21 protein-coding genes are annotated in these 19,444 nt (G+C 63.6%); 5 read left to right on the top strand and 16 right to left on the bottom strand.

The window, feature by feature from the left end; genetic code table 11:
* Positions 1–127: 127 nt before the first annotated feature.
* The 3 genes from A9K71_RS20560 to trmFO all read left to right on the top strand — a co-directional run bounded on the left by A9K71_RS20560 (position 128) and on the right by trmFO (position 2,218).
* The gene (locus tag A9K71_RS20560; protein WP_006335194.1) at positions 128–268 is read left to right on the top strand and encodes a DUF1127 domain-containing protein; all 141 of its coding nucleotides are present in this window, start codon (positions 128–130) and stop codon (positions 266–268) included.
* 51 nt (positions 269–319) lie between these two features.
* Entirely contained in the window at positions 320–460 is a 141-nt protein-coding gene (locus A9K71_RS20555; RefSeq protein WP_067000031.1) for a DUF1127 domain-containing protein, read from the top strand.
* 348 nt (positions 461–808) lie between these two features.
* Positions 809–2,218, top strand: a complete 1,410-nt coding sequence (trmFO, locus tag A9K71_RS20550; protein ID WP_067000028.1) for a methylenetetrahydrofolate--tRNA-(uracil(54)-C(5))-methyltransferase (FADH(2)-oxidizing) TrmFO — start codon at positions 809–811, stop codon at positions 2,216–2,218.
* On the opposite strand, the gene A9K71_RS20545 is transcribed toward trmFO, so the two are convergent.
* The 6 genes from A9K71_RS20545 to yajC form a co-directional block, all read right to left on the bottom strand.
* A complete protein-coding gene (locus A9K71_RS20545; protein WP_176477710.1) occupies positions 2,219–3,169 on the bottom strand; it encodes a sterol desaturase family protein in 951 nt (316 codons plus the stop codon).
* Positions 3,169–3,594, bottom strand: coding sequence for a hypothetical protein (locus A9K71_RS20540; RefSeq protein ID WP_067000023.1), 426 nt, complete (start codon positions 3,592–3,594; stop codon positions 3,169–3,171). The genes A9K71_RS20545 and A9K71_RS20540 overlap by 1 nt, the downstream gene beginning before the upstream one ends.
* 79 nt (positions 3,595–3,673) lie before the next feature.
* On the bottom strand, positions 3,674–4,513 hold the full coding sequence (locus A9K71_RS20535; RefSeq protein ID WP_245299690.1) for a phytoene/squalene synthase family protein: 840 nt from the start codon (positions 4,511–4,513) through the stop codon (positions 3,674–3,676).
* An 8-nt stretch (positions 4,514–4,521) separates the two neighbouring features.
* Positions 4,522–4,911, bottom strand: coding sequence for an Mth938-like domain-containing protein (locus tag A9K71_RS20530; RefSeq protein ID WP_067000016.1), 390 nt, complete (start codon positions 4,909–4,911; stop codon positions 4,522–4,524).
* A 126-nt stretch (positions 4,912–5,037) separates the two neighbouring features.
* The gene (gene secDF / locus A9K71_RS20525; RefSeq protein WP_067000012.1) at positions 5,038–7,593 is read right to left on the bottom strand and encodes a protein translocase subunit SecDF; all 2,556 of its coding nucleotides are present in this window, start codon (positions 7,591–7,593) and stop codon (positions 5,038–5,040) included.
* A 55-nt stretch (positions 7,594–7,648) separates the two neighbouring features.
* Positions 7,649–7,987, bottom strand: coding sequence for a preprotein translocase subunit YajC (gene yajC, locus A9K71_RS20520; RefSeq protein ID WP_067000009.1), 339 nt, complete (start codon positions 7,985–7,987; stop codon positions 7,649–7,651).
* 267 nt (positions 7,988–8,254) lie between these two features.
* On the opposite strand from yajC, the gene A9K71_RS20515 reads away from it, so the two are divergent.
* On the top strand, positions 8,255–9,127 hold the full coding sequence (locus tag A9K71_RS20515; protein ID WP_067000006.1) for an ATP-binding protein: 873 nt from the start codon (positions 8,255–8,257) through the stop codon (positions 9,125–9,127).
* Positions 9,128–9,230: 103 nt separating this feature from the next.
* Here the strand turns inward: A9K71_RS20515 and A9K71_RS20510 are convergent, their stop codons facing one another.
* Positions 9,231–10,757, bottom strand: coding sequence for a peptidoglycan DD-metalloendopeptidase family protein (locus A9K71_RS20510; protein ID WP_067000003.1), 1,527 nt, complete (start codon positions 10,755–10,757; stop codon positions 9,231–9,233).
* 359 nt (positions 10,758–11,116) lie between these two features.
* Between A9K71_RS20510 and A9K71_RS20505 the strand changes: the two genes are divergently transcribed.
* Complete coding sequence (locus tag A9K71_RS20505; protein ID WP_067000875.1) at positions 11,117–11,830, top strand: outer membrane beta-barrel protein; 714 nt, start codon at positions 11,117–11,119, stop codon at positions 11,828–11,830.
* A gap of 61 nt (positions 11,831–11,891) precedes the next feature.
* On the opposite strand, the gene A9K71_RS20500 is transcribed toward A9K71_RS20505, so the two are convergent.
* The 9 genes from A9K71_RS20500 to nagZ all read right to left on the bottom strand — a co-directional run bounded on the left by A9K71_RS20500 (position 11,892) and on the right by nagZ (position 19,436).
* A complete protein-coding gene (locus A9K71_RS20500; protein ID WP_066999999.1) occupies positions 11,892–12,545 on the bottom strand; it encodes a protein-L-isoaspartate(D-aspartate) O-methyltransferase in 654 nt (217 codons plus the stop codon).
* Positions 12,542–13,300 (bottom strand): 5'/3'-nucleotidase SurE, encoded by a 759-nt coding sequence (surE, locus tag A9K71_RS20495; RefSeq protein ID WP_066999996.1) that lies wholly within the window; start codon positions 13,298–13,300, stop codon positions 12,542–12,544. Before surE ends, A9K71_RS20500 begins: the two co-directional genes overlap by 4 nt.
* Positions 13,301–13,304: 4 nt before the next feature.
* The gene (gene serS, locus A9K71_RS20490; RefSeq protein WP_066999993.1) at positions 13,305–14,609 is read right to left on the bottom strand and encodes a serine--tRNA ligase; all 1,305 of its coding nucleotides are present in this window, start codon (positions 14,607–14,609) and stop codon (positions 13,305–13,307) included.
* Positions 14,610–14,718: 109 nt separating this feature from the next.
* On the bottom strand, positions 14,719–15,585 hold the full coding sequence (gene tatC, locus A9K71_RS20485; protein WP_066999990.1) for a twin-arginine translocase subunit TatC: 867 nt from the start codon (positions 15,583–15,585) through the stop codon (positions 14,719–14,721).
* Positions 15,582–16,325 carry a Sec-independent protein translocase protein TatB gene (tatB, locus tag A9K71_RS20480; protein ID WP_066999987.1) on the bottom strand — a complete coding sequence of 248 codons (744 nt, stop codon included), beginning with the start codon at positions 16,323–16,325 and terminating at the stop codon, positions 15,582–15,584. Before tatB ends, tatC begins: the two co-directional genes overlap by 4 nt.
* 83 nt (positions 16,326–16,408) lie before the next feature.
* Entirely contained in the window at positions 16,409–16,627 is a 219-nt protein-coding gene (locus A9K71_RS20475; protein ID WP_066999984.1) for a twin-arginine translocase TatA/TatE family subunit, read from the bottom strand.
* 179 nt (positions 16,628–16,806) lie between these two features.
* Positions 16,807–17,556 (bottom strand): SMC-Scp complex subunit ScpB, encoded by a 750-nt coding sequence (gene scpB / locus A9K71_RS20470; RefSeq protein WP_066999981.1) that lies wholly within the window; start codon positions 17,554–17,556, stop codon positions 16,807–16,809.
* Positions 17,553–18,353 carry a ScpA family protein gene (locus tag A9K71_RS20465; protein WP_067000872.1) on the bottom strand — a complete coding sequence of 267 codons (801 nt, stop codon included), beginning with the start codon at positions 18,351–18,353 and terminating at the stop codon, positions 17,553–17,555. The genes scpB and A9K71_RS20465 overlap by 4 nt, the downstream gene beginning before the upstream one ends.
* A gap of 63 nt (positions 18,354–18,416) precedes the next feature.
* On the bottom strand, positions 18,417–19,436 hold the full coding sequence (nagZ, locus tag A9K71_RS20460; protein ID WP_066999978.1) for a beta-N-acetylhexosaminidase: 1,020 nt from the start codon (positions 19,434–19,436) through the stop codon (positions 18,417–18,419).
* Between the last annotated feature and the right edge of the window lie 8 nt (positions 19,437–19,444).

Raw genomic sequence — 19,444 nt, 5'->3', positions numbered from 1 at the left:
AATGTTGCATTGCACAATTTGCATTGCTGCCATGCACCAATGGCACTTTTAAACCGATATGACCCCGCCTATTTTCCGTTCGTACACAAACGGAATGATCCGAACCAAAGACGAAACGAGCACTACCATGAACCTGATCCGCAACTACCGCAACTGGCGCCGCTACCGGGACACCGTTTCCGAGCTGAGCCGCCTGTCGAACCGTGAACTGACCGACCTCGGCATCAGCCGCAGCGACATTCACTACGTCGCTCGCAAGGCGGTCTAATCCGCTTCGGACCGCGAATGGTCCGAACCAGTTTTTGAGAAGAGCAAGACAATGAACCTGATCCGCAGCTACCGTAACTGGCGCGTTTATCGCGAGACGGTTTCTGAGCTGGGTCGGCTTTCGAACCGCCAGCTCAATGATCTCGGCATCGTTCGCGACGAGATCAAGATGATCGCCCGCAAGGCGGTTTGACAAGGAATCTCGCCAGGGTCGACCTCCTCCCCGACCCTGACGGATACGGTCAGCCTTTACCTCCTCCCGAAGGTTGACCACCGAAACGGCGCCCGCCGGACCTCCTCCCCCGGCGGGCGTTGTTCTCCGAAAGGATCCGCCCCTTCAATTGGCGGAAGGAATTTCGTCAAAGCCGACCTCCTCCCCGGCAATGACGAATATGGTCGATCTTCACCTCCTCCCGAGGATCGACCCCCAAAACGACACCCGCCGGACCTCCTCCCCCGGCGGGTGTTGTTGTTTTGGAGGTAGTCGGCCCGTCGAAGCCGGCAATTGCATTCGCCGCGCCAAGCGACTATCTCGGCGCTCATGAGCAAAGATCCCGTTCACGTCATCGGCGGCGGCCTCGCCGGCTCCGAAGCCGCATGGCAGATCGCAGAAGCCGGCGTGCCGGTCGTGCTGCACGAGATGCGCCCGGTGCGCGGCACCGACGCGCACAAGACCGACGGGCTCGCCGAGCTCGTCTGCTCCAACTCGTTCCGCTCGGACGACGCCGAGACCAATGCAGTTGGCTTGCTCCATGCCGAAATGCGGCTCGCCGGCTCGCTGATCATGAGCGCCGGCGACGCGCACCAAGTCCCGGCCGGCGGCGCTTTAGCCGTCGACCGCGACGCTTTTTCCGAGGCAGTAACCGCAAAAATCGAAGCGCATCCGCTGATTGCCATCCAGCGCGAGGAAGTGTCTGGACTTCCGCCGGCGGATTGGGACCAGGCGATCATCGCCACCGGTCCGCTGACCGCGCCTTCGCTTGCGCAGTCGATTGCCGAAGCAACCGGCGCCGATGCGCTCGCCTTTTTCGACGCCATCGCGCCGATCGTGCATTTCGACACCATCGACATGAACACCTGCTGGTACCAGTCGCGCTACGACAAAGTTGGCCCCGGCGGCACCGGCAAGGACTACATCAACTGCCCGATGGACAAGGAGCAATATCTCGCCTTCGTGGCGGCGTTGCTGGACGGCCAAAAAACCGAGTTCAAGCAGTGGGAAGGCACGCCCTATTTCGACGGCTGCCTGCCGATCGAGGTGATGGCCGAGCGCGGCGTCGAGACGCTGCGCTACGGGCCGATGAAGCCGATGGGGCTGACCAACGTCCACAATCCGTCGGTCAAAGCCTATGCAGTGGTGCAGCTTCGCCAGGACAATGCGCTGGGCACGCTCTACAACATGGTCGGTTTCCAGACCAAGCTGAAGCATGCCGAGCAGGTCCGCATCTTCCGCACCATTCCCGGACTGGAGAATGCCGAATTCGCCCGCCTCGGCGGCCTGCACCGCAACACTTATATCAACTCGCCGACGCTGCTCGATCCGTCGCTGCAGCTGAAGTCGCGCCCCGGCCTGCGTTTTGCCGGCCAGATCACCGGTTGCGAAGGCTATGTCGAAAGCGCCGCGATCGGCCTGCTCGCCGGCCGCTTCGCCGCGGCCGAACGGCTCGGCCGGGCGGCCTCACTGCCGCCGTCGACCACGGCCTTCGGCGCGCTGCTCAACCATATTACCGGAGGCCACATCGTCTCCGACGACGAGCCGGGCAAGCGCTCCTTCCAGCCGATGAACGTCAATTTCGGCCTGTTCCCGCCGGTCGAGGCTCCAAAGTCTGAAGGCAAGCGCCTGCGCGGCAAGGACAAGACCGTTGCCAAGCGCCGCGCGATCACGGCGCGCGCATTGGCCGATTGTCGCGTGTGGCTGGGCCTGCCTTCGCAGGCGCAGGCAGCGGAATAGCTACTCCGCCGGCTCGGCACTCGCCGCCGGCAATCCCGGCTTTCCTGCTTCGGACGGATTCCTCCGCACATAGGCCGCCTTCAACGTCTCCGACGTATCGCGCGAGCCGTCATGGCTCCAGCCTGGCGGCCGGATCAGATAGCTGAGACGCTGGCCGAGCGTCAGTCCCGGCATCATCGCATCCTTGAACATGCCGATCCATTCATGGAAGGCGACCTTCAGCGGGTTGAAGGTGCCGATGTTCTTGACAATGCCGTAGCGCGGCCGGTCCTCGTCCAGTTCCGCGACGAAAGTGCCGAACATGCGGTCCCAGATGATCAGCGTGCCGGCATAGTTGGCGTCCAGATAGCGCGGATTGGTGGCGTGGTGGACGCGGTGGTGCGAGGGCGTGTTGAAGACGAATTCGAACCAGCCCCACATCTTGCCGATCGTTTCGGTGTGGATCCAGAACTGCCAGACGAGGTTGAAGCCGAAGACGAAGGCAATGACGGCCGGATGGAAGCCGAGCAGCACCAGCGGCGCCTGCAGCACGAACATGAAGGTGAAGAGGCCGGTCCAGCTTTGCCGGAGCGCCGTCGAGAGATTGTAATGCTGGCTGGAATGATGGTTGACGTGCTCGGCCCAAACCCAGCGCACCCGATGCGCGATGCGGTGGTAGACATAGTAACGCAAATCATCGAGCAGGAAGGCGGCGACAAACACCCAGATCGACAGGCCGAGATTGAAGAAACGGAACTGCCAAAGCCACAGCAGCGCCCAGTAGGATACGACACCGAGCAGCAGGCCGGCGACGACATTGCCCGTCCCCATCATCAGGCTGGCCAACGTGTCGCGCGTCTCGAACGATCCCTTGGCGCGGCCGGTGCGTACCAGCCAGAGCTCGATCAGGATCGCCGTGACGAAGAACGGGATGGCAAGCTGGGTGACCTGCGGGAAATTGTAATCGTCCATCACGCCGCCTCTCGGATCTGATCGTGCCTCAGCAGCACCGCCCCCACGCTCAGCGCGTCTGCCTCGTCGGCGAAGGCAAACCGCCCGCCTTTCCAGGTGAAATCATCCATTTTCAGCGACAAGACATTACCTTCCCGCACCAGGGCGAGCACATCCCGCGGCGTGACGATGCGGGTTAGGAAACAGTCGCCGATGCTCTGTACGATGGCGCAGCGCTGCGGGTCGAGTTCCAGAATGGCGGCTTGCCTGTCGGATGTCAGCCTGACCGCCCCAGGCTTTTCGTCTGGAAAGTCTTCGGCAAAACGTGCGAGCGCGTGTTCAGCCCCGGCAAGCGTCGCGGTCGTCGTACCGCCGGTGAAATGCACGGCCGCCACCGACAGCGCGATGCCGAACACGACAAGGACGACCAAAACTGGCAGGCTCATGGAAAGGCGGTCCTCCGCTGGCTCGCATTTCTCTGATGCGAGTCCACGCGCAGAACCCCTAGCATGGTTGACGTTTACGTCAAAGGGGCGTCCAGCCATGCATGGCATGACGCAAGAGCAGCCAGTGCCGGCGCAAGGTTGAGATTGTCGAAGTGCCCCCGAGTGGAGACCGACCCGGCTTTTCCATCCTGTCGAGATAGGCATGTGTGAGCGCCAGCGGCAGGAAGGCGGGGCGCAACGTCCCGGGGAGAGCCGACGCGCCCTTCTCGAAAGCGCCGAGATGCTCTCGCGCCAGCGCGATCATCGCCGCAACCGCGCGCTCGGCGGCAGCATCGCCCGCTCCTTTGACGAACTCTTCCGGCGAGGAGCCGGCGGCTGCCAGCATATCGGAGGGGATAAAGCACTGTCCACGGCGACGGTGCAGCGGCAACAAAAGCAGCAAGCCGGTGATGGCCTGCGCGCAGCCCGCCCTGCCCGCCAGTTCGGCAAAGCGCGGCGCGGCATTCGGATCGAGCACCATCGCCGCAAGCTGGATGAGCGCCGCGGCCGTCTCGCCGCAATAACCCTCCAGGTCGGTCCGCGACGGCATCGGGTCGTTGTAGAGATCGAAGATACGCGCTTCGAGCATGTTCTCGAAAGCGGCCTTCGGCAGATGGTTGGCGGCAATCGCCGCCCTCAGCGCGTCGGCGGTCGGATGACCTGTCTCCGCCTCGCCCTCGGCCGAGATGACATCACGCCACCATTGCAGCCGGACCTCGCCCGGCAGCGGCTCGTGGATGCGGTCGCGAACGCCGGCGACCTCGGCATTGAAGGCATAGAGCGCAAGCAACGCGTCACGCCTGTCGGCGGGCGCGTAGAGCGCGGATAGATAGCGATCATGGTCTGCGACACGCACCGCATCCATGACGATGTTGGGCATGCCGACCATCAATCGACGGCAATGAGCGCTGCTGCCACGGCACGGTCCTCGGCCAGCAGCACGTTGTAGGTGCGCACGGCCGCGCCCGTCGACATCGGGTCGGCCGAAATGCCGGCCTCTTTCAGCGCGGAGCGGAGTGCAGCCGGCAGCGGCCGCAGATCCTTGCCGGTGCCGACCAGCAGGATTTCCACTTTGTCGGCCTGGGCGAACAGCTTGTCGAAGTCGGAGGCCTTCAGCGCCGACGGATCGGCCGGCTCCCAGCCATGGATACCGGACGGCAGGCAGAGCAGCGAGCCTCGATGCGACATGTCGGCAAAGCGGAACCCGCCATTGCCATAGGCCTCGACCGGCGCCCTGCCCGGGAAATGCGCCTCTCGGATGACGATGCCTTTGGCCATGGGGCTAGAGCATGATGCCGAAAAGGGTGGAGCGGTTTTCGGACGACATCATGCTCTATCTCTTTGATTTAGAGCGGATTCAGATCTCAGGTCGACTCGACCTGAGATCATCCGGCTCTGACGGCTTCAGGTCGCCACGGCCTTGCCGTTCGCCGGCTTGGTCTCTTCGGCGGTTGCGGCCTGCGGCCTGAGCTTGAAGAGGATCAGCAGTGGCGCGGCGATGAAGATCGACGAATAGGTGCCGAACACCACGCCGAACAGCATCGCCAGCGTGAAGGAGCGGATCACCTCGCCGCCGAACAGCACCAGTGCCAACAGCGCAAGGATGGTGGTCACCGAGGTCAGCGTGGTTCTGGACAGCGTCTCGTTGATGGCGTTGTTCAACAGCTGCGGCAACGGCATCTTCTTGTATTTTCTTAAGTCTTCGCGGACGCGGTCATAGACGACGATGGTGTCGTTGAGTGAGTAGCCGATGATGGTCAGGATCGCCGCGAGCGACGACTGGTTGAATTCCAGTCCGGTTATGACGAAGAAGCCGATGGTCATCACCACATCGTGCACCGTGGCGATGATGGCGCCGACGGCGAACTGCCACTCGAAGCGGAACCACACATAGAGCAGGATGCCGACCAGCGCGATGAGCATGGCGATCGTGCCTTGCTTGGCGAGCTCGCCGGAGACCGTCGGTCCGACCACCTCCACGCGGCGGAAGTCGTACTGGTCCTGCAGTTCGCCGCGCACCTTGTCGATGACGGTCTGCTCGGCATTCTCGCCGGCGTCCTGCGTGCCGACGCGGATCAGAACGTCGTTCGGCGCGCCGAACTGCTGCACCTGGATCTCGCCTATGTTGAGCTCGGAGAGCCTGTTGCGGATGTCACCGAGATCGGCGTCGCCCTGCTTGGACTGCACCTCGATCATCGAGCCGCCCTTGAAGTCGATGCCGTAATTGATGTCGATGGTGAGGAACCCGACAACTGACAGGATCGACAAGATGCTGGACAAAGCGAACGTCCAGCGGCGGATACCCATAAATGGGATCCTGGTGCCGGGCGGAATGAAGGTGACCGGCGCGCGCGGCAATTCCTTCGGACGGGCGCGACGCAGCCAGATCGACACCAGCATGCGGGTAAAGGTGAAGGCGGTGAAGACGGTGGTCAGAATGCCGATCGCATAGGTGATGGCGAAACCCTTGACCGGTCCTGTGCCCAGCCAGAACAGCACCACGGTGGCAATCAGCGAGGTGACGTTGGAATCGACGATCGTTGCCAGCGCCTTGGCGAAGCCGGTGTCGATCGACTGGATCACCGAGCGGCCAAGTCGCCGCTCCTCTCGAATGCGTTCATAGATCAGAACGTTGGAGTCCACCGCCATGCCGATGGTGAGCACGATGCCGGCGATACCGGGCAAAGTAAGCGTGGCGCCCAGCAGCGACAGTAGCGCAACGATCATCGCCACGTGGACAGCCAGAGCGATGTTGGCGAGGAAGCCGAGGAAGCCGTAGGCGACGAACATGAAGGCGACGACGAGGATCGAACCGATCACGCCCGCCACCTTGCCGGCATGAATGGAATCCTGGCCGAGGCCTGGACCCACGGTGCGCTCTTCGATGACCGTCAGCGTTGCCGGCAGCGCGCCGGCGCGCAGCAGCACGGCAAGGTCATTGGCGCTCTGCGGGGTGAAATTGCCGGAAATCTGCCCGGTACCGCCCAGGATGGGCTCACGGATCTGCGGCGCCGAAATCACCTGGTTGTCGAGGACGATGGCAAACAGCTTGCCGACATTCTGCGCCGTCGCCTGGCCGAACCGTGTCGCTCCCTTGGAATCGAAACGGAACGAAACCACCGGCTCGTTGGTCTGCGAATTGTAGGTCGCCTGCGCGTCGACCAGATTTTCGCCGGAAACGATGACGCGGTTTTCGATGAGATACGGGACGGGCGGATCGTCTTGCGAGTACAGGACGGAAGAGCCCGCGGGCGGACGGCCCTTCAGCGCATCCTGCACAGGCATCGACTGGTCGACCATCTGGAAGGTCAGCTTGGCGGTCTGCCCGAGGATTTCCTTCAGTCGCTGCGGATCCTGCAGGCCCGGCACCTGGACAAGGATGCGGTCGTCGCCCTGCCGCTGCACGATCGGCTCGGTCGTGCCGAGCTCGTTGACGCGCCGCTCGACCACTTCGATCGACTGCGACAGAGCCGTCGAGGTGCGGTATTTCAGGCCGGCGTCGGTGACCGTGAATTTGAGCAGGCCGGGCTCGGAGTCATCCAGCGACATTTCCTGGATGGAGCCGCCGCTGAACAGTCCCGCCGCCACCGGATCGGTCAGCGGCTTCAGGACTTTCTTGGCCTGGTCGAGTTGAGCCTGGTCCGTGATGCGAACCTGCACGGTGCGGCCGGAGCCGGAAAGGCCGGTGTAGTTGATCCTGGGATTGGCCTCGCGCAGCAGCGTCCTGATCTCGTCGCGCGTCGTCTCCATCCTATCCTTGATCAGATCGTTCTGATTCATTTCAAGCAGGATGTGCGAGCCGCCCTGAAGGTCGAGGCCGAGCGTCATCTGCCGCTTTGGCACCCAGCTCGGCAGTTGCGCCAGCATGCTTGCCGGAAACAGGTTGGGCGCGGCGAGGACCACTGTCACGGCCACGGCCAGCCAGATCAGGATCATCTTCAGGCGCGAGAAATAAAGCATTAGTTCTTATCCGTTCAGGCGTACAAGCGGCAGCGTTCCGCCATCGAGGTGGTGATTACTTCTTGGCGTTCTGGTTCGCCACCGGCTCGCCCTTGACCCGCACGTCGGAGATCGTTGAGCGCAGCGCCGTCACCTTGGTCCCGCCGCCAAGGTCGATCTCCAGCTCATTGTCGTCGATCACCTTGGTCACCTTGCCGACGAAGCCGCCGCCGGTCACCACCGTATCGCCGCGGCGCACTGCGGCCAGCATTTCCTGGCGCTTCTTCAGCTGCGTGCGCTGCGGCCTGATGATCAGAAAATACATGATCACGAAAATCAGGACAAACGGCAAAATGCTGATGAACATATCGGGCGAGGTGCCGACGCCTTGGGCGTATGCCGGTGTGACGAACATCAAGAAACTCCTGGATGGTGAAATACCGCCGGGACGGCCCCGCGAAATTTTGGCCGGAATATAGTCGGTAAAGTTGCCAATGCAACTGCGCGACCCGCCGAATCCGTTGCTTTTCCAGCCGTTTGGCGCGTGCTAGAGCGTCGCAGTCTGAAGCCGGTTGGAGCCGGCCGAAAAGATCGTGCTACAACAGAAGCTTGCAGTTGGTTCTTGGTGCGCAGCCGCGGATCCGTTTCACGTTCCGTGATTGCCAAGTTAAAAAGACCGGAAATGACCGATAGCCTGGATGCCCTGAACAAAAAGCTCGACCGCCTGATCGATGCGGTCTCCCGTCTCGCCCCGCCACCGGTTCCCGAGACCGACCTCGGCGCGGCCGATTGCTTCGTCTGGCAGGCCGATCCCGGCTGCCTGGAGCCGGTCCACAAGGTCAATCGCGTCGACATCGGCCTGATCCGCGGAGTCGACCGGGTCCGCGACATCCTGCTCGACAACACCGAGCGCTTCGCGTCCGGCTTCGCCGCCAACAATGTGCTGCTCTGGGGCGCGCGCGGCATGGGCAAGTCGTCGCTGGTCAAGGCCGTGCACGCCAAGGTCAATGCCTCGGACAAGCTTGACCGGCCCCTGAAGCTGATCGAGATCCATCGCGAGGACATCGACACCCTGCCCAAGCTGATGAGCCTGTTGAAGGCGGCGCCCTACCGCTTCATCCTGTTTTGCGACGACCTTTCCTTCGACCATGAGGACACTTCCTACAAGTCGCTCAAGGCGGCGCTCGAAGGCGGCGTCGAGGGCCGCCCGGCCAACGTCATCTTCTACGCCACGTCGAACCGTCGGCACCTGCTGCCGCGCGATATGATCGACAATGAGCGCTCGACCGCCATCAACCCGTCGGAAGCGGTGGAGGAAAAAGTCTCGCTCTCCGACCGCTTCGGCCTGTGGCTCGGCTTCCACAAGTGCTCGCAGGACGAATATCTCGACATGATCGACGGCTATGTCCGTTACCATGCCCTCGCGATTGATCCCGAGACGTTGCGCGCGGAAGCCTTGGAATGGGCAACGACGCGCGGCAGCCGCTCCGGCCGCGTCGCCTGGCAGTTCACCCAGGATCTTGCCGGACGGCTCGGCAAGCCGCTTAAGGACTGATAGCCCATATCACCGGCTGCACTGAAAAAGCCCGCTCCTGGCGGAGCGGGCTGAAGCCGGCGGGCCGGACTGGAGGTCAGGCGGCCCGCAATTTATTCTTGTTCTATTCGAGATAGCCGCTCGGATCGACCGGGGCAGAGTTCTTGCGCACCTCGAAGTGCAGCTTCGGCGAGTCCGTGGTGCCGCTCATGCCGGACAGCGCGATCTCCTGGCCGCGCTTGACCTTCTGGCCGCGCTGCACCTCGATCGAGCTGGCGTGGCCGTAGACGGTGACCAGGCCGTTCTCGTGGCGCACCAGCACCGTGTTGCCGAACTCCTTGAGACCGTCGCCGGCATAGATGACGACACCGTTTTCGGCCGCCTTGATCGGCGTCCCTTCCGGCACCGCGATGTCGACCCCGTCCTTGCCGGAGCCGAAGCCGGAGATGACGCGGCCGCGCACCGGCCAGCGCATCTTGCCGATGCCGGTCGCATCCGGCGCCACTGCATCGTCGTCCTCGGCCTGCTGGATGACCTTGGCGTCCTTCTTCGGCGGCGTGTAGGAGGCGAGCGTCTCCGACGGTGTGGTCTTTGCCGGCGGCTGCGTGGTTGCCGTCGTCACCGGATCGACGGTCGGCTTGGTCGCGACAGGCTTCGCGGCAGCGACGGCAACGGTGCCGCCGGCCGGAACCTTGAGCGTCTGGCCGATCTTCAAGAGGCCGTCCTTCATGCCGTTGGCCTGCTTGAGCGCCGTGACGCCGACGCCGGTCTTGCGGGCGATCGAAGACAGGGAATCGCCCTGCTGAACGGTGTAGGTACCGCCGGCGCCGGCCGGCTTTGCCTCGGCCATCTGGGCGGGCGTGGCGTTCTTCGAACCGCTGGCCGCCGCCGATGCATCGACCTGCGCGAGGGATTTGCCGTCCTTGAGCTTTGGCTGCTGCGGCAGCACGGCAACCTTCTCCGGCGCGCCGGCGGGCTGCTTCGGCGTGTTGGCGGGCTTGGTGCCGTCGGCAACCTTCGGCCCGCCCTTGCTCGAATAGGCATAGGCCGGAATGACGATCTTCTGGCCGGTTCTGATGCCCTTGCTGGCATCGAGCCCATTGACCTTGATGATCACATCGGCCGGCACATGATATTGGCGGGCCAGACCGGAAATCGTCTCGCCTTCCCTCACCACGATCTCGGTCGCGTGCGGCGCCGCGCTTGCGTTGCGCACCGCGTCGGGCTCGGCGGTCTTGAACGGCTTCGCGGCCGGGGCGACTGTATTGGTGGCCGTCCTGTCCAGATGCGGCGCGGCAGGCGCCGGCGCGAGTGCCGGGGCCGAGGCGGTGCGCATCGGCTTGGCGGCGGCCGGCGCCGAGGGCGGCGGCAATTGCTGGGACGTCACCGGCTCGAGACTGGAGCGACTCACGGACTGGGTGTGACTGCCGTCGACAGGCGCCGGCGCGACCGTATCGCCCGGATAGGGCTGGTCGACATTCTGCTTGTTGATGATGGCGCGCTGATTGTTGGTGGACGATGTGAAGACGTCGTCGACACCATTGAAGCGCATCGCCTGGGAGCTGCAGCCTGCCGCGGCACCGGCGATCATGAGGACGGCGCAGCCGCGCGCCAGATTGCGTCCGTTTGCCTTCAAACCATTGAATTGCATCGCACTAACCCGCACAGACCCGGTACAAACTGGTCATGATTAAAGCGCGTTAATGTTACTGGCCGGTTAACCCATTAGAATCCGCCGAAAATTTTCTTAAAACATTTTTCGACAGGCGCGACGAAGTCCGGACAGATCGTGCCGATCGAGACGAGAGGGACGTCTCGGGAGCCGGCGAAGCGCACGAAATGAGACCGGGCGAGCAGCGGCACCACCCTCACTTGACCACGCCTGCGCTGCCAAAGCGGTGCCTGCCAGAATCGTCCAGGCTTCTGGAAATATCCTTGCTGTTGCGCCGAGGTAACAGCATTTTTCGGTTGAGTTCGGCTAACGTGGATGCAACCGGGAGGGGTACCCTGATGAAACGAGTTCTGATCGCCGCAGCGGCTTTTGCTGCTGCTCTAAGCGCCGTTGCGCACGCGTCCGCCGCCGATCTCGCCGTTCCTGTCCCTACGAAGACCGACGTTGGGTATGATTGGAGCGGCTTTTACATCGGCGCCAATGGCGGCTGGGGCTCGAGCCACTCCTGCTGGACCTCAGCGTTTTTTGGCAGCGAAGGTTGTCATAACGCCACCGGCGGGACGGCCGGCTCTCAGCTCGGCTACCGCTGGCAGCGCAGCGATTGGGTCTTCGGCCTGGAGGCTCAAGGGAATTGGGCCGATTTGAAAGGTTCCAACGTCGACATCGTTGTTCCCGTCTTCATAAATCGGTCCCATGTCGACTGGTTTGGCTTGCTGACCGCCCAAGTCGGGTACAGCGTCGACAACGCCCTATTCTACGTCAAGGGAGGCGCGGCCGTGACTCACGACCGTTTCGATGTTTTCTTTTCACCCGACACGCCCGCCGGCGAGACAGACGATCAGACCCGCTGGGGCGGTGCCTTGGGTGCCGGTCTTGAATATGGCTTTGCCCCGAATTGGTCACTCGCGATCGAATACGATCACCTGTTCATGCCCGACAAGACCACCACCTTCACGGTCGTTGGCGCGCCCGGGGGCCCCTTCAGCACCGAGCGCATCGATCAGGATGTCGATCTCGTTGGTTTGCACCTGAACTACCGCTGGGGTGGCTGACTACAGTGATGGGTCGCAGGCGCGTTCGACGCGGTTAGCCGTCGATCGCAGGGCTGGCGCGCTAGATCACCGCGGCAACGCTGCGCAGGACCGGCTGCAGCCTCACCATGCCGATGTCCTCGCGCTCGAAACGGCTGCCGACCTTGGTGAGCTTGGCCAGCACCTGCTCGCCCTCCTCCGGGCCGATCGGCGCGATGACGACGCCACCGCTCGACAATTGATCGAGCAGGAAGCGCGGCAGGCTTTCGAAGGCCGCCCAGGCGATGATGCGGTCGAACGGCCCTTCGTTGGGCAGGCCGTTGGAGCCGTCGGCCTGGCGTACGATGACATTGCTGATGCCGAGCGCCTCGAATCGCTGCTTTGCCTGCTCGGTCAAGGTCTTGTAGCGGTCGACGCTGACGACGCGCGCGGCAAGCCTGGACATCACGGCTGCCGTATAGCCGGACCCGGTGCCGATCTCGAGCACGCGGTTGCCCGGCTCGATGGCCAAAGCCGCAACCACCGCCGCCTGCAGGTCCGCGCCCTCGATCGCCTCGCCGCATTCGATCGGCAGCATGCCTTCCGACCAGGCGATCGAATGGAACTGCGCGGATAGGAAGCCGCGCCGCGGCGTCGCCTCGAAAGCAGCGACCAGTGCCTTCGGCGCCGTGCCCCTGCCGCGCAGCCGCAGCAGGAAAGCGGCGAAACCTTCACGGTCGTCGATAGCCATGGTCATGACAGCGCCTTGGTCAGCTGGTCGCGGAGTTCATGGGCGGTGAGGTCGAGGTGCAGCGGCGTCACCGACACCAGCCGGTTGCGCAGCGCGTAAAGATCGGTGCCCTTTTTGCCTTCGACCGGCTCCCGACCGAAGCGCAGCCAGTAATAAGGCAGACCGCGACCGTCGCGGCGCTCGTCGACCCAAAGGCTGTGCACGAGCTTGCCCTGCGCGGTGACGACCGTGCCCTCGATTTCGTCGGGTGCGCAGTTCGGGAAATTGACGTTGAGCAGCACGCCTTCCGGCAGCGGCGTTGCGATCAGCTTTTCGAGCAGCGCCGGCGCCAGCGCTTCGGTCGTCTCGTAAGGGACGACGCGGTCCTCGCCCAGATAGGAATAGGCCTGGCTGACCGCGATCGAACGGATACCGAGCAGCGCCCCCTCCATGGCGCCGGCAACCGTGCCCGAATAAGTAACGTCGTCGGCGATGTTGGCGCCGGAATTGACTCCCGAAAGGATGAGGTCAGGCGGCCCGGGGAGGATCTTTTTCGTGCCCATGATGACGCAGTCGGTCGGCGTGCCGCGCACGGCGAAATGCTTCTCGCCGACCTTCCTCAGCCTGAGCGGTTCCGAAATCGAAAGCGAATGCGCGTAGCCGGACTGGTCCTGCTCGGGCGCCACCACCCAGACATCATCCGAGAGCGTTCGGGCGATGCGCTCGAGCGACGCAAGGCCTTCGGCGTGGATGCCGTCATCATTGGTCAGCAGGATGCGCATGAACTCATTTCGATTCGATCTTGGCAAGACCACCCATGTAAGGCCGCAGCACTTCAGGAATGGTTACGCCGCCGTCCTCATTCTGGTAGTTTTCGATGACGGCGATGAGAGCGCGGCCGACCGCGGTGCCGGAGCCGTTCAACGTGTGCACGAACCGGTTGCCCTTGCCGTCCTTGTCCTTGTAGCGGGCATCCATGCGCCTCGCCTGGAAGTCGCCGCAGACCGAGCAGGACGAGATTTCGCGATAGGCGTTCTGGCCCGGCAGCCAGACCTCGATGTCGTAGGTCTTGCGTGCGCCAAAGCCCATGTCGCCGGTGCAGAGCGTCACCGTGCGGAACGGCAGGCCGAGCCGCTTCAGCACCTCCTCGGCGCATTGCGTCATGCGCTCATGCTCGGCGAGCGAGCTTTCCTGGTCGGTGATCGACACCAGCTCGACCTTGTAGAACTGGTGCTGGCGCAGCATGCCGCGCGTGTCGCGGCCGGCCGAGCCCGCTTCCGAGCGGAAGCACGGCGTCAGCGCCGTGTAGCGCAGCGGGAGCTTCTCATGCGGCGTGATCTCCTCGCGCACCAGATTGGTCAGCGGCACTTCCGCCGTAGGGATCAGGCCCAGCCGTCCGTCGCCATGCGGCGTGAAGAACAGGTCCAGTTCGAATTTCGGCAGCTGGTTGGTGCCGAAGAGAACCTCGTCGCGCACCATCAGCGGCGGCTGGATCTCCTCATAGCCGTGCTCTGTCGTGTGCAGGTCGATCATGAACTGGCCGAGCGCGCGCTCCATGCGCGCCAGTTGGCTCTTCAGCACCGTGAAGCGCGAGCCGGACAGCTTCGCCGCACGCTCGAAATCCATCATGCCGAGCGCTTCGCCGATCTCGAAATGCTCCTTCACCCAGTTCGGGCGGGTCGGCACATCGCCGACGACGCGCTTGACGACATTGTCGTGCTCGTCCTTGCCGACCGGCACGTCGTCGAGCGGCACGTTGGGCAGGACCGCAAGCGCGTCGTTCAGCGCCTGGTCGAGCTCGCGCTCGCGCGCCTCGCCGTTCTGGATGAACGCCTTGATCTCGCCGACCTCGGCCTTGAGCTTTTCAGCAAGCACGGCCTCGCCCGAGCGCATGGCATTGCCGATTTCCTTCGAAGCGGCATTGCGGCGCTCCTGCTTGACCTGCAATTCGCTGAGATGGGTGCGGCGCTCCTCGTCCCTGGCGATCAGATCCTCGACGGCGGACTGGGCGTCCTCAGCCGACCACGAGCGCTTCACCAGCGCTTCGATAAGGGCCTTCGGGTTGTCGCGAATCCATTTGATGTCAAGCATGGCTTTCCGTCCTCGAGTAAGGTTCGAGGGCGTAAACCGCATCCCTGATCGATGCAAGACAGCAGCAGCCGGCAGCCGTGTTTTTCAGGCCCGGGACCAGGTTTTAGCGCTAGGTTGACGGCGCGTCCGGCGTCTTTCCGGCGACAGCGCTGTCTGCCTCTTCCTGCCTGTCGCGCGCCAAACGGTCGCGCTCCCGGCTGCGCTCGATCAGGCGCGAAGTGAAGATCGCGACCTCGTAGAGCACGATGGTCGGAAGAGCGAGGCCGATCTGGCTCATCGGATCTGGCGGGGTCAACACCGCGGCGACGACGAAGGCAATGACGATCGCCCATTTGCGCTTCTCGGCCAGCGCTTGCGACGACAGAAGGCCGACGCGCGTCAGCAGGCTGGTCACCACCGGCAGCTGGAACACCAGGCCGAAGGAGAAGATCAGCGTCATGATCAGGCTGAGATATTCCGACACCTTCGGCAGCAAGGAGATCTGCACCTGGTCGTTGGTGCCGACCTGCTGCATGGCGAGGAAGAACCACATCACCATCGGGGTGAAGAAGAAATAGACCAGCGAGGCGCCCATCAGGAACAAGATGGGCGACGCAATCAGGAACGGCAGGAAGGCGCTGCGTTCGTTCTTGTAGAGACCCGGCGCGATGAATTTATAGATCTGCGTGGCGATCAGCGGGAAAGCGATGACCATGCCGCCGAACATGGCGAGCTTCACCTGGGTGAAGAAGAACTCCTGCGGCGCCGTGTAGATCAGCTCGACCTTGTGCGGGTCGAGCCCAGCCCATTGCGTCGCCCATTTGAACGGGACGACCAGAAGGTTGAACAGGCGCTTGGCGAAGAAGAAGCAGGCGAGGAAGGCGATGAAGAAGCCGCCCAGCGACCAGATCAGCCGCCGGCGCAGCTCGACAAGGTGCTCGATCAGCGGCGCCGAGGATTTCTCGATCTCTTCCCTCTCCTTGTCCGAGACGCTCACTTGGCGGCTCCTGCCGTCTTCTTGGCATCGGCCGCCTTTTTCACGGCCGGCTTCTTCGCCGCGGGGTTGGCCTCAACCTTGGGTGCCGCCTTCTTAGCAGGCGCTGCGGCCTTTGCGGGCGCCGGCGCAGATTTTGCCGGGGCTTTAGGCGCCGGAGCCTTGGCCGATGCGGCTTTCGCCGCTGCACCGGCGGCTTTCGTCTTCGACGCGGCCACTTTTTTCGCCGGCTGGGCGGACCCGGCGGTCTCCGCAATGGGCGTGGTCACAGAGGCCTCAGTCAAGGCCGGGGAGATCGGCGCAGCTGGCGGGGACATCGGCACAGCCGGGGCGACGTCGGTTCCGTTGATGCCCGGGATTTCCGTCGCGCCGTTCTTCAGCGGCTCGGCAGGCTGCGGGGTCGTTGCATCCGAGGGCGCCTGATCGGAAGCCGGCTTGGGCTTCATCATCGTATCGACGCCGGCCCGCACGTCGGCCGCCGCCTGCTCGAACGGATTGAGCTGCTTGCGGATTTCGTTCATCGGGCTGAGCCCACGAAGGCTGTCGACCGAGTCCTTGACATCGTCAAGCTCGGCTTCCTTCAGGGCGTCGTTGAACTGCTTCTGGAAGTCGCCCGCCATGGCGCGCAATTTGGCCGCGGTGCGGCCAAACGTGCGCAGCATGTTGGGCAAATCCTTCGGCCCGACGACCACGATCATGACGACCGCGATCACCAGCAGCTCGCTCCAGCCGACTTCGAACATGGCAATCTATTCCAACGAGAGCCTGTCGCCCAAAAACACGAAAGGGTTCTGGGACAACGACATGCTCAAAGCAACAACCGGACTCAGCTCTTGCTGACCTTTTCCTTGCCCGGCGATACGGTCTCGTCGGCGCGGTGCTCGACGGTCCGCTTGTCGTCGGTATCGTCCTCAGCCATGCCCTTCTTGAAGCTCTTGATGCCCTTGGCCATGTCGCCCATCAGCTCCGGCAGCTTGCCGCGGCCGAACAGGAGCAGCACGATGACCAGAACGATCAGCCAGTGCCATATCGATAGTGAACCCATAACAATCTCTCTCGAATGTTTTCCCTCGGCGATGATCTATGCGTTTTCGCTCGGGGATTCAAACACAACCGCAATGAAGTTGGTAAAATGGCTAGCGGATGTCACGCACTTTCGGCGTGAGCGCCTTGCTACGAATCCGCGCAGCCCCTGCTAATAAACCATTCGTATCGGTTTCGCACTCACTCTTCGGTGACGCGCGGCGTGAGCAATCCGAGCTCCTCGAGGTCGATATCGGTCAGCGCATCCTCGTCCTCGGCCAGCGCGTCCGGATCGGCCGGCGGCACAGGCATCGAGAAATTGGACGGCATGCGCGTCGAGAGCAATCCGGCGCCCTTCAGCTCTTCCATGCCGGGCAGGTCGCGGATCTCCTCCAGCGCGAAGTGATCGAGGAAAGCGTCGGTCGTACCGTAGGTCACGGGACGGCCGGGCGTGCGGCGCCGGCCGCGCATCCTGACCCACTCCGTCTCCAGCAGCGTGTCCAGCGTGCCCTTCGAGGTCTCGACCCCCCTGATATCCTCGATCTCGGCGCGGGTGACCGGCTGATGATAGGCGATGATCGCCAGCACTTCGAGCGCCGCGCGCGAAAGCTTTCTCTGCTGGACCGAGTCCCGGCTCATCAGGAAAGCCAGGTCGCCGGCGGTGCGGAACGCCCAGGCGTCGCCGACCCGCACCAGGTTGACCCCGCGCTTGGCGTAGATTTCCTGCAGATCGGCCATTGCCGCCGCGATGTTGACGCCCTCGGGCAGGCGCGCCGCCAGTTGCCTTTCACTGACCGGCTCGGCACTGGCGAAGATGATCGCCTCGGCCATGCGGACTGCTTCCGACAATTGCAGCCGCTCGGCGGGGTTCTCGATAGAACCCTGCTCGGCCATCTCGGCTTCCGGTTCGACCTTGAACGGGATGACCGAAGCGTTGGCGCGTTCACTCATGATGCCACCTCGACTGCCTTGACCCCTTGTGCGCGGCCGCGCAGATAGATCGGCGCGAAGACCTGATCCTGCCGCACTTCCAGCTTGCCCTCGCGCACCATTTCGAGTGTCGCGGCGAACGAACTGGCGACTGCCGTGCGCCTTTCTTCCGGCGCCGCCAGATACTGGATCAGGAAGCTGTCGAGCGCCGTCCAGTCGCCAATCGTTCCGACCAGCCGTGCCAGCACGTCGCGTGCGTCCTTCAGCGACCATACGGCGCGTCTGGCGATCGTCACGTTGCTGATCGCCTGCCGCTGGCGCTGCTGCGCATAGGCGGTCAGCAGATCGTAGAGCGAGGCCGAATAGGCATTGCGCTTCTCGACGATCACCATTTCCGGCATGCCGCGCGCGAAGACGTCGCGGCCGAGCCGGTTGCGGTTGACCAGCCGCGCAGCGGCATCACGCATCGCCTCCAGCCGCTTCAGCCGGAATTGCAGCACCGCTGCCAGTTCCTCGCCGCTCTCGCCCTCTTCGCCCGGCTGTTTCGGGATCAACAGCTTCGACTTGAGGAAGGCAAGCCATGCCGCCATGACCAGATAGTCGGCCGCGAGCTCCAATCTCAGCGCCCTCACCTTCTCGATGAAGGCCAGATATTGCTCGGCGAGCGCCAGGATCGAGATGCGGGCGAGATCGACCTTCTGGTTGCGCGCCAGATGCAGCAGAAGATCGAGCGGGCCCTCGAAGCCGGCGACATCGACCACGAGCGACGGATCGCCGGTCAGACGTGACTCGTCGTTCTCGGCCCACAGACGGTCCATCGGTGCGGCCTTCGCGGCCTTGCTGTCCAATGTTTCCGCCACTTGCCTTGCTTTCCCTTCGGTTCAGGCCACCGCGTCGAAATAGGTGGCGAATTCCGCGCGTATGGTGCTTTCGTCCGCGACGTCGCGGTCCTTTATATAGGCCAGCGCCCGCTCCGCTCTCGCCAAGGACTTGCCTTCGAGCACCGTCGTACGCGACGCGATCCCCGACATTTCCTCGAAAACGCCGTTGCAGTGAAGGACGAGATCGCAGCCCGCCGCAAGGATCGCGGCCGCCTTTGTCGGGAAATCCCCAGAAAGTGCCTTCATCGAGGTGTCGTCGCTCATTAGGAGCCCGTCGAAGCCGATCTCGCCACGGATCACCTCGTTGACGACCTTGGCCGAGGTCGTCGCCGGATTGTCCGGGTCGATCGCGCTGTAGACGACATGCGCCGTCATCGCCATCGGCAGGTGGTTGAGCGCCTTGAACGGGGCGAAATCATGTTGCCGCAACTCGGCGAGGGGCGTGTCGACCGTCGGCAGCGCAAAATGCGTATCGGCAAAGGCGCGGCCGTGGCCGGGAATATGCTTCATGACCGGCAGGACGCCACCCGACATCAGGCCCTCGGCCGAAGCCCGGCCAAGCTCGATCACGGCATTGGGCTCCATACCATAGGCGCGCGCGCCGATGACATCGCTGGCGCCCGCAATGGGGACGTCGAGCACCGGCAGGCAGTCGGCGGTGATGCCGTGGCGCAGCAGATCGAAGGCGTGAAGCCGCGCGAGCAGCCACGCGGCGCGGCGGCCGGCCTCGCGATCGTCGCGCCAAAGCGCGCCGAGCGCTCCGCCTGCAGGATAGTTCGGCGCCAGCGGCGGCCGCAGGCGCTGCACCCTGCCGCCCTCCTGGTCGATGAAGACCGGGGCATCCGGGCGTCCGACGCTCTCGCGCATCGAGGCGACCAGGTCGCGGATCTGCTCGGTCTCGCCGACATTGCGCGCGAACAGGATGAAGCCCCAAGGACGTTCGTCGCCGTAGAAGCGGATTTCATCTTCGGTGAGGGATTTCCCGGCACAGCCGAGGATCATGGATTTTGATTCGGTCATGAATCGAA

It is taken from the genome of Mesorhizobium sp. WSM3873, from assembly GCF_001672445.1.
Lineage (GTDB): Bacteria > Pseudomonadota > Alphaproteobacteria > Rhizobiales > Rhizobiaceae > Mesorhizobium.
Note: the sequence above shows the minus strand (reverse complement) of the source record. Positions and strands in the feature narration are given on the sequence as shown.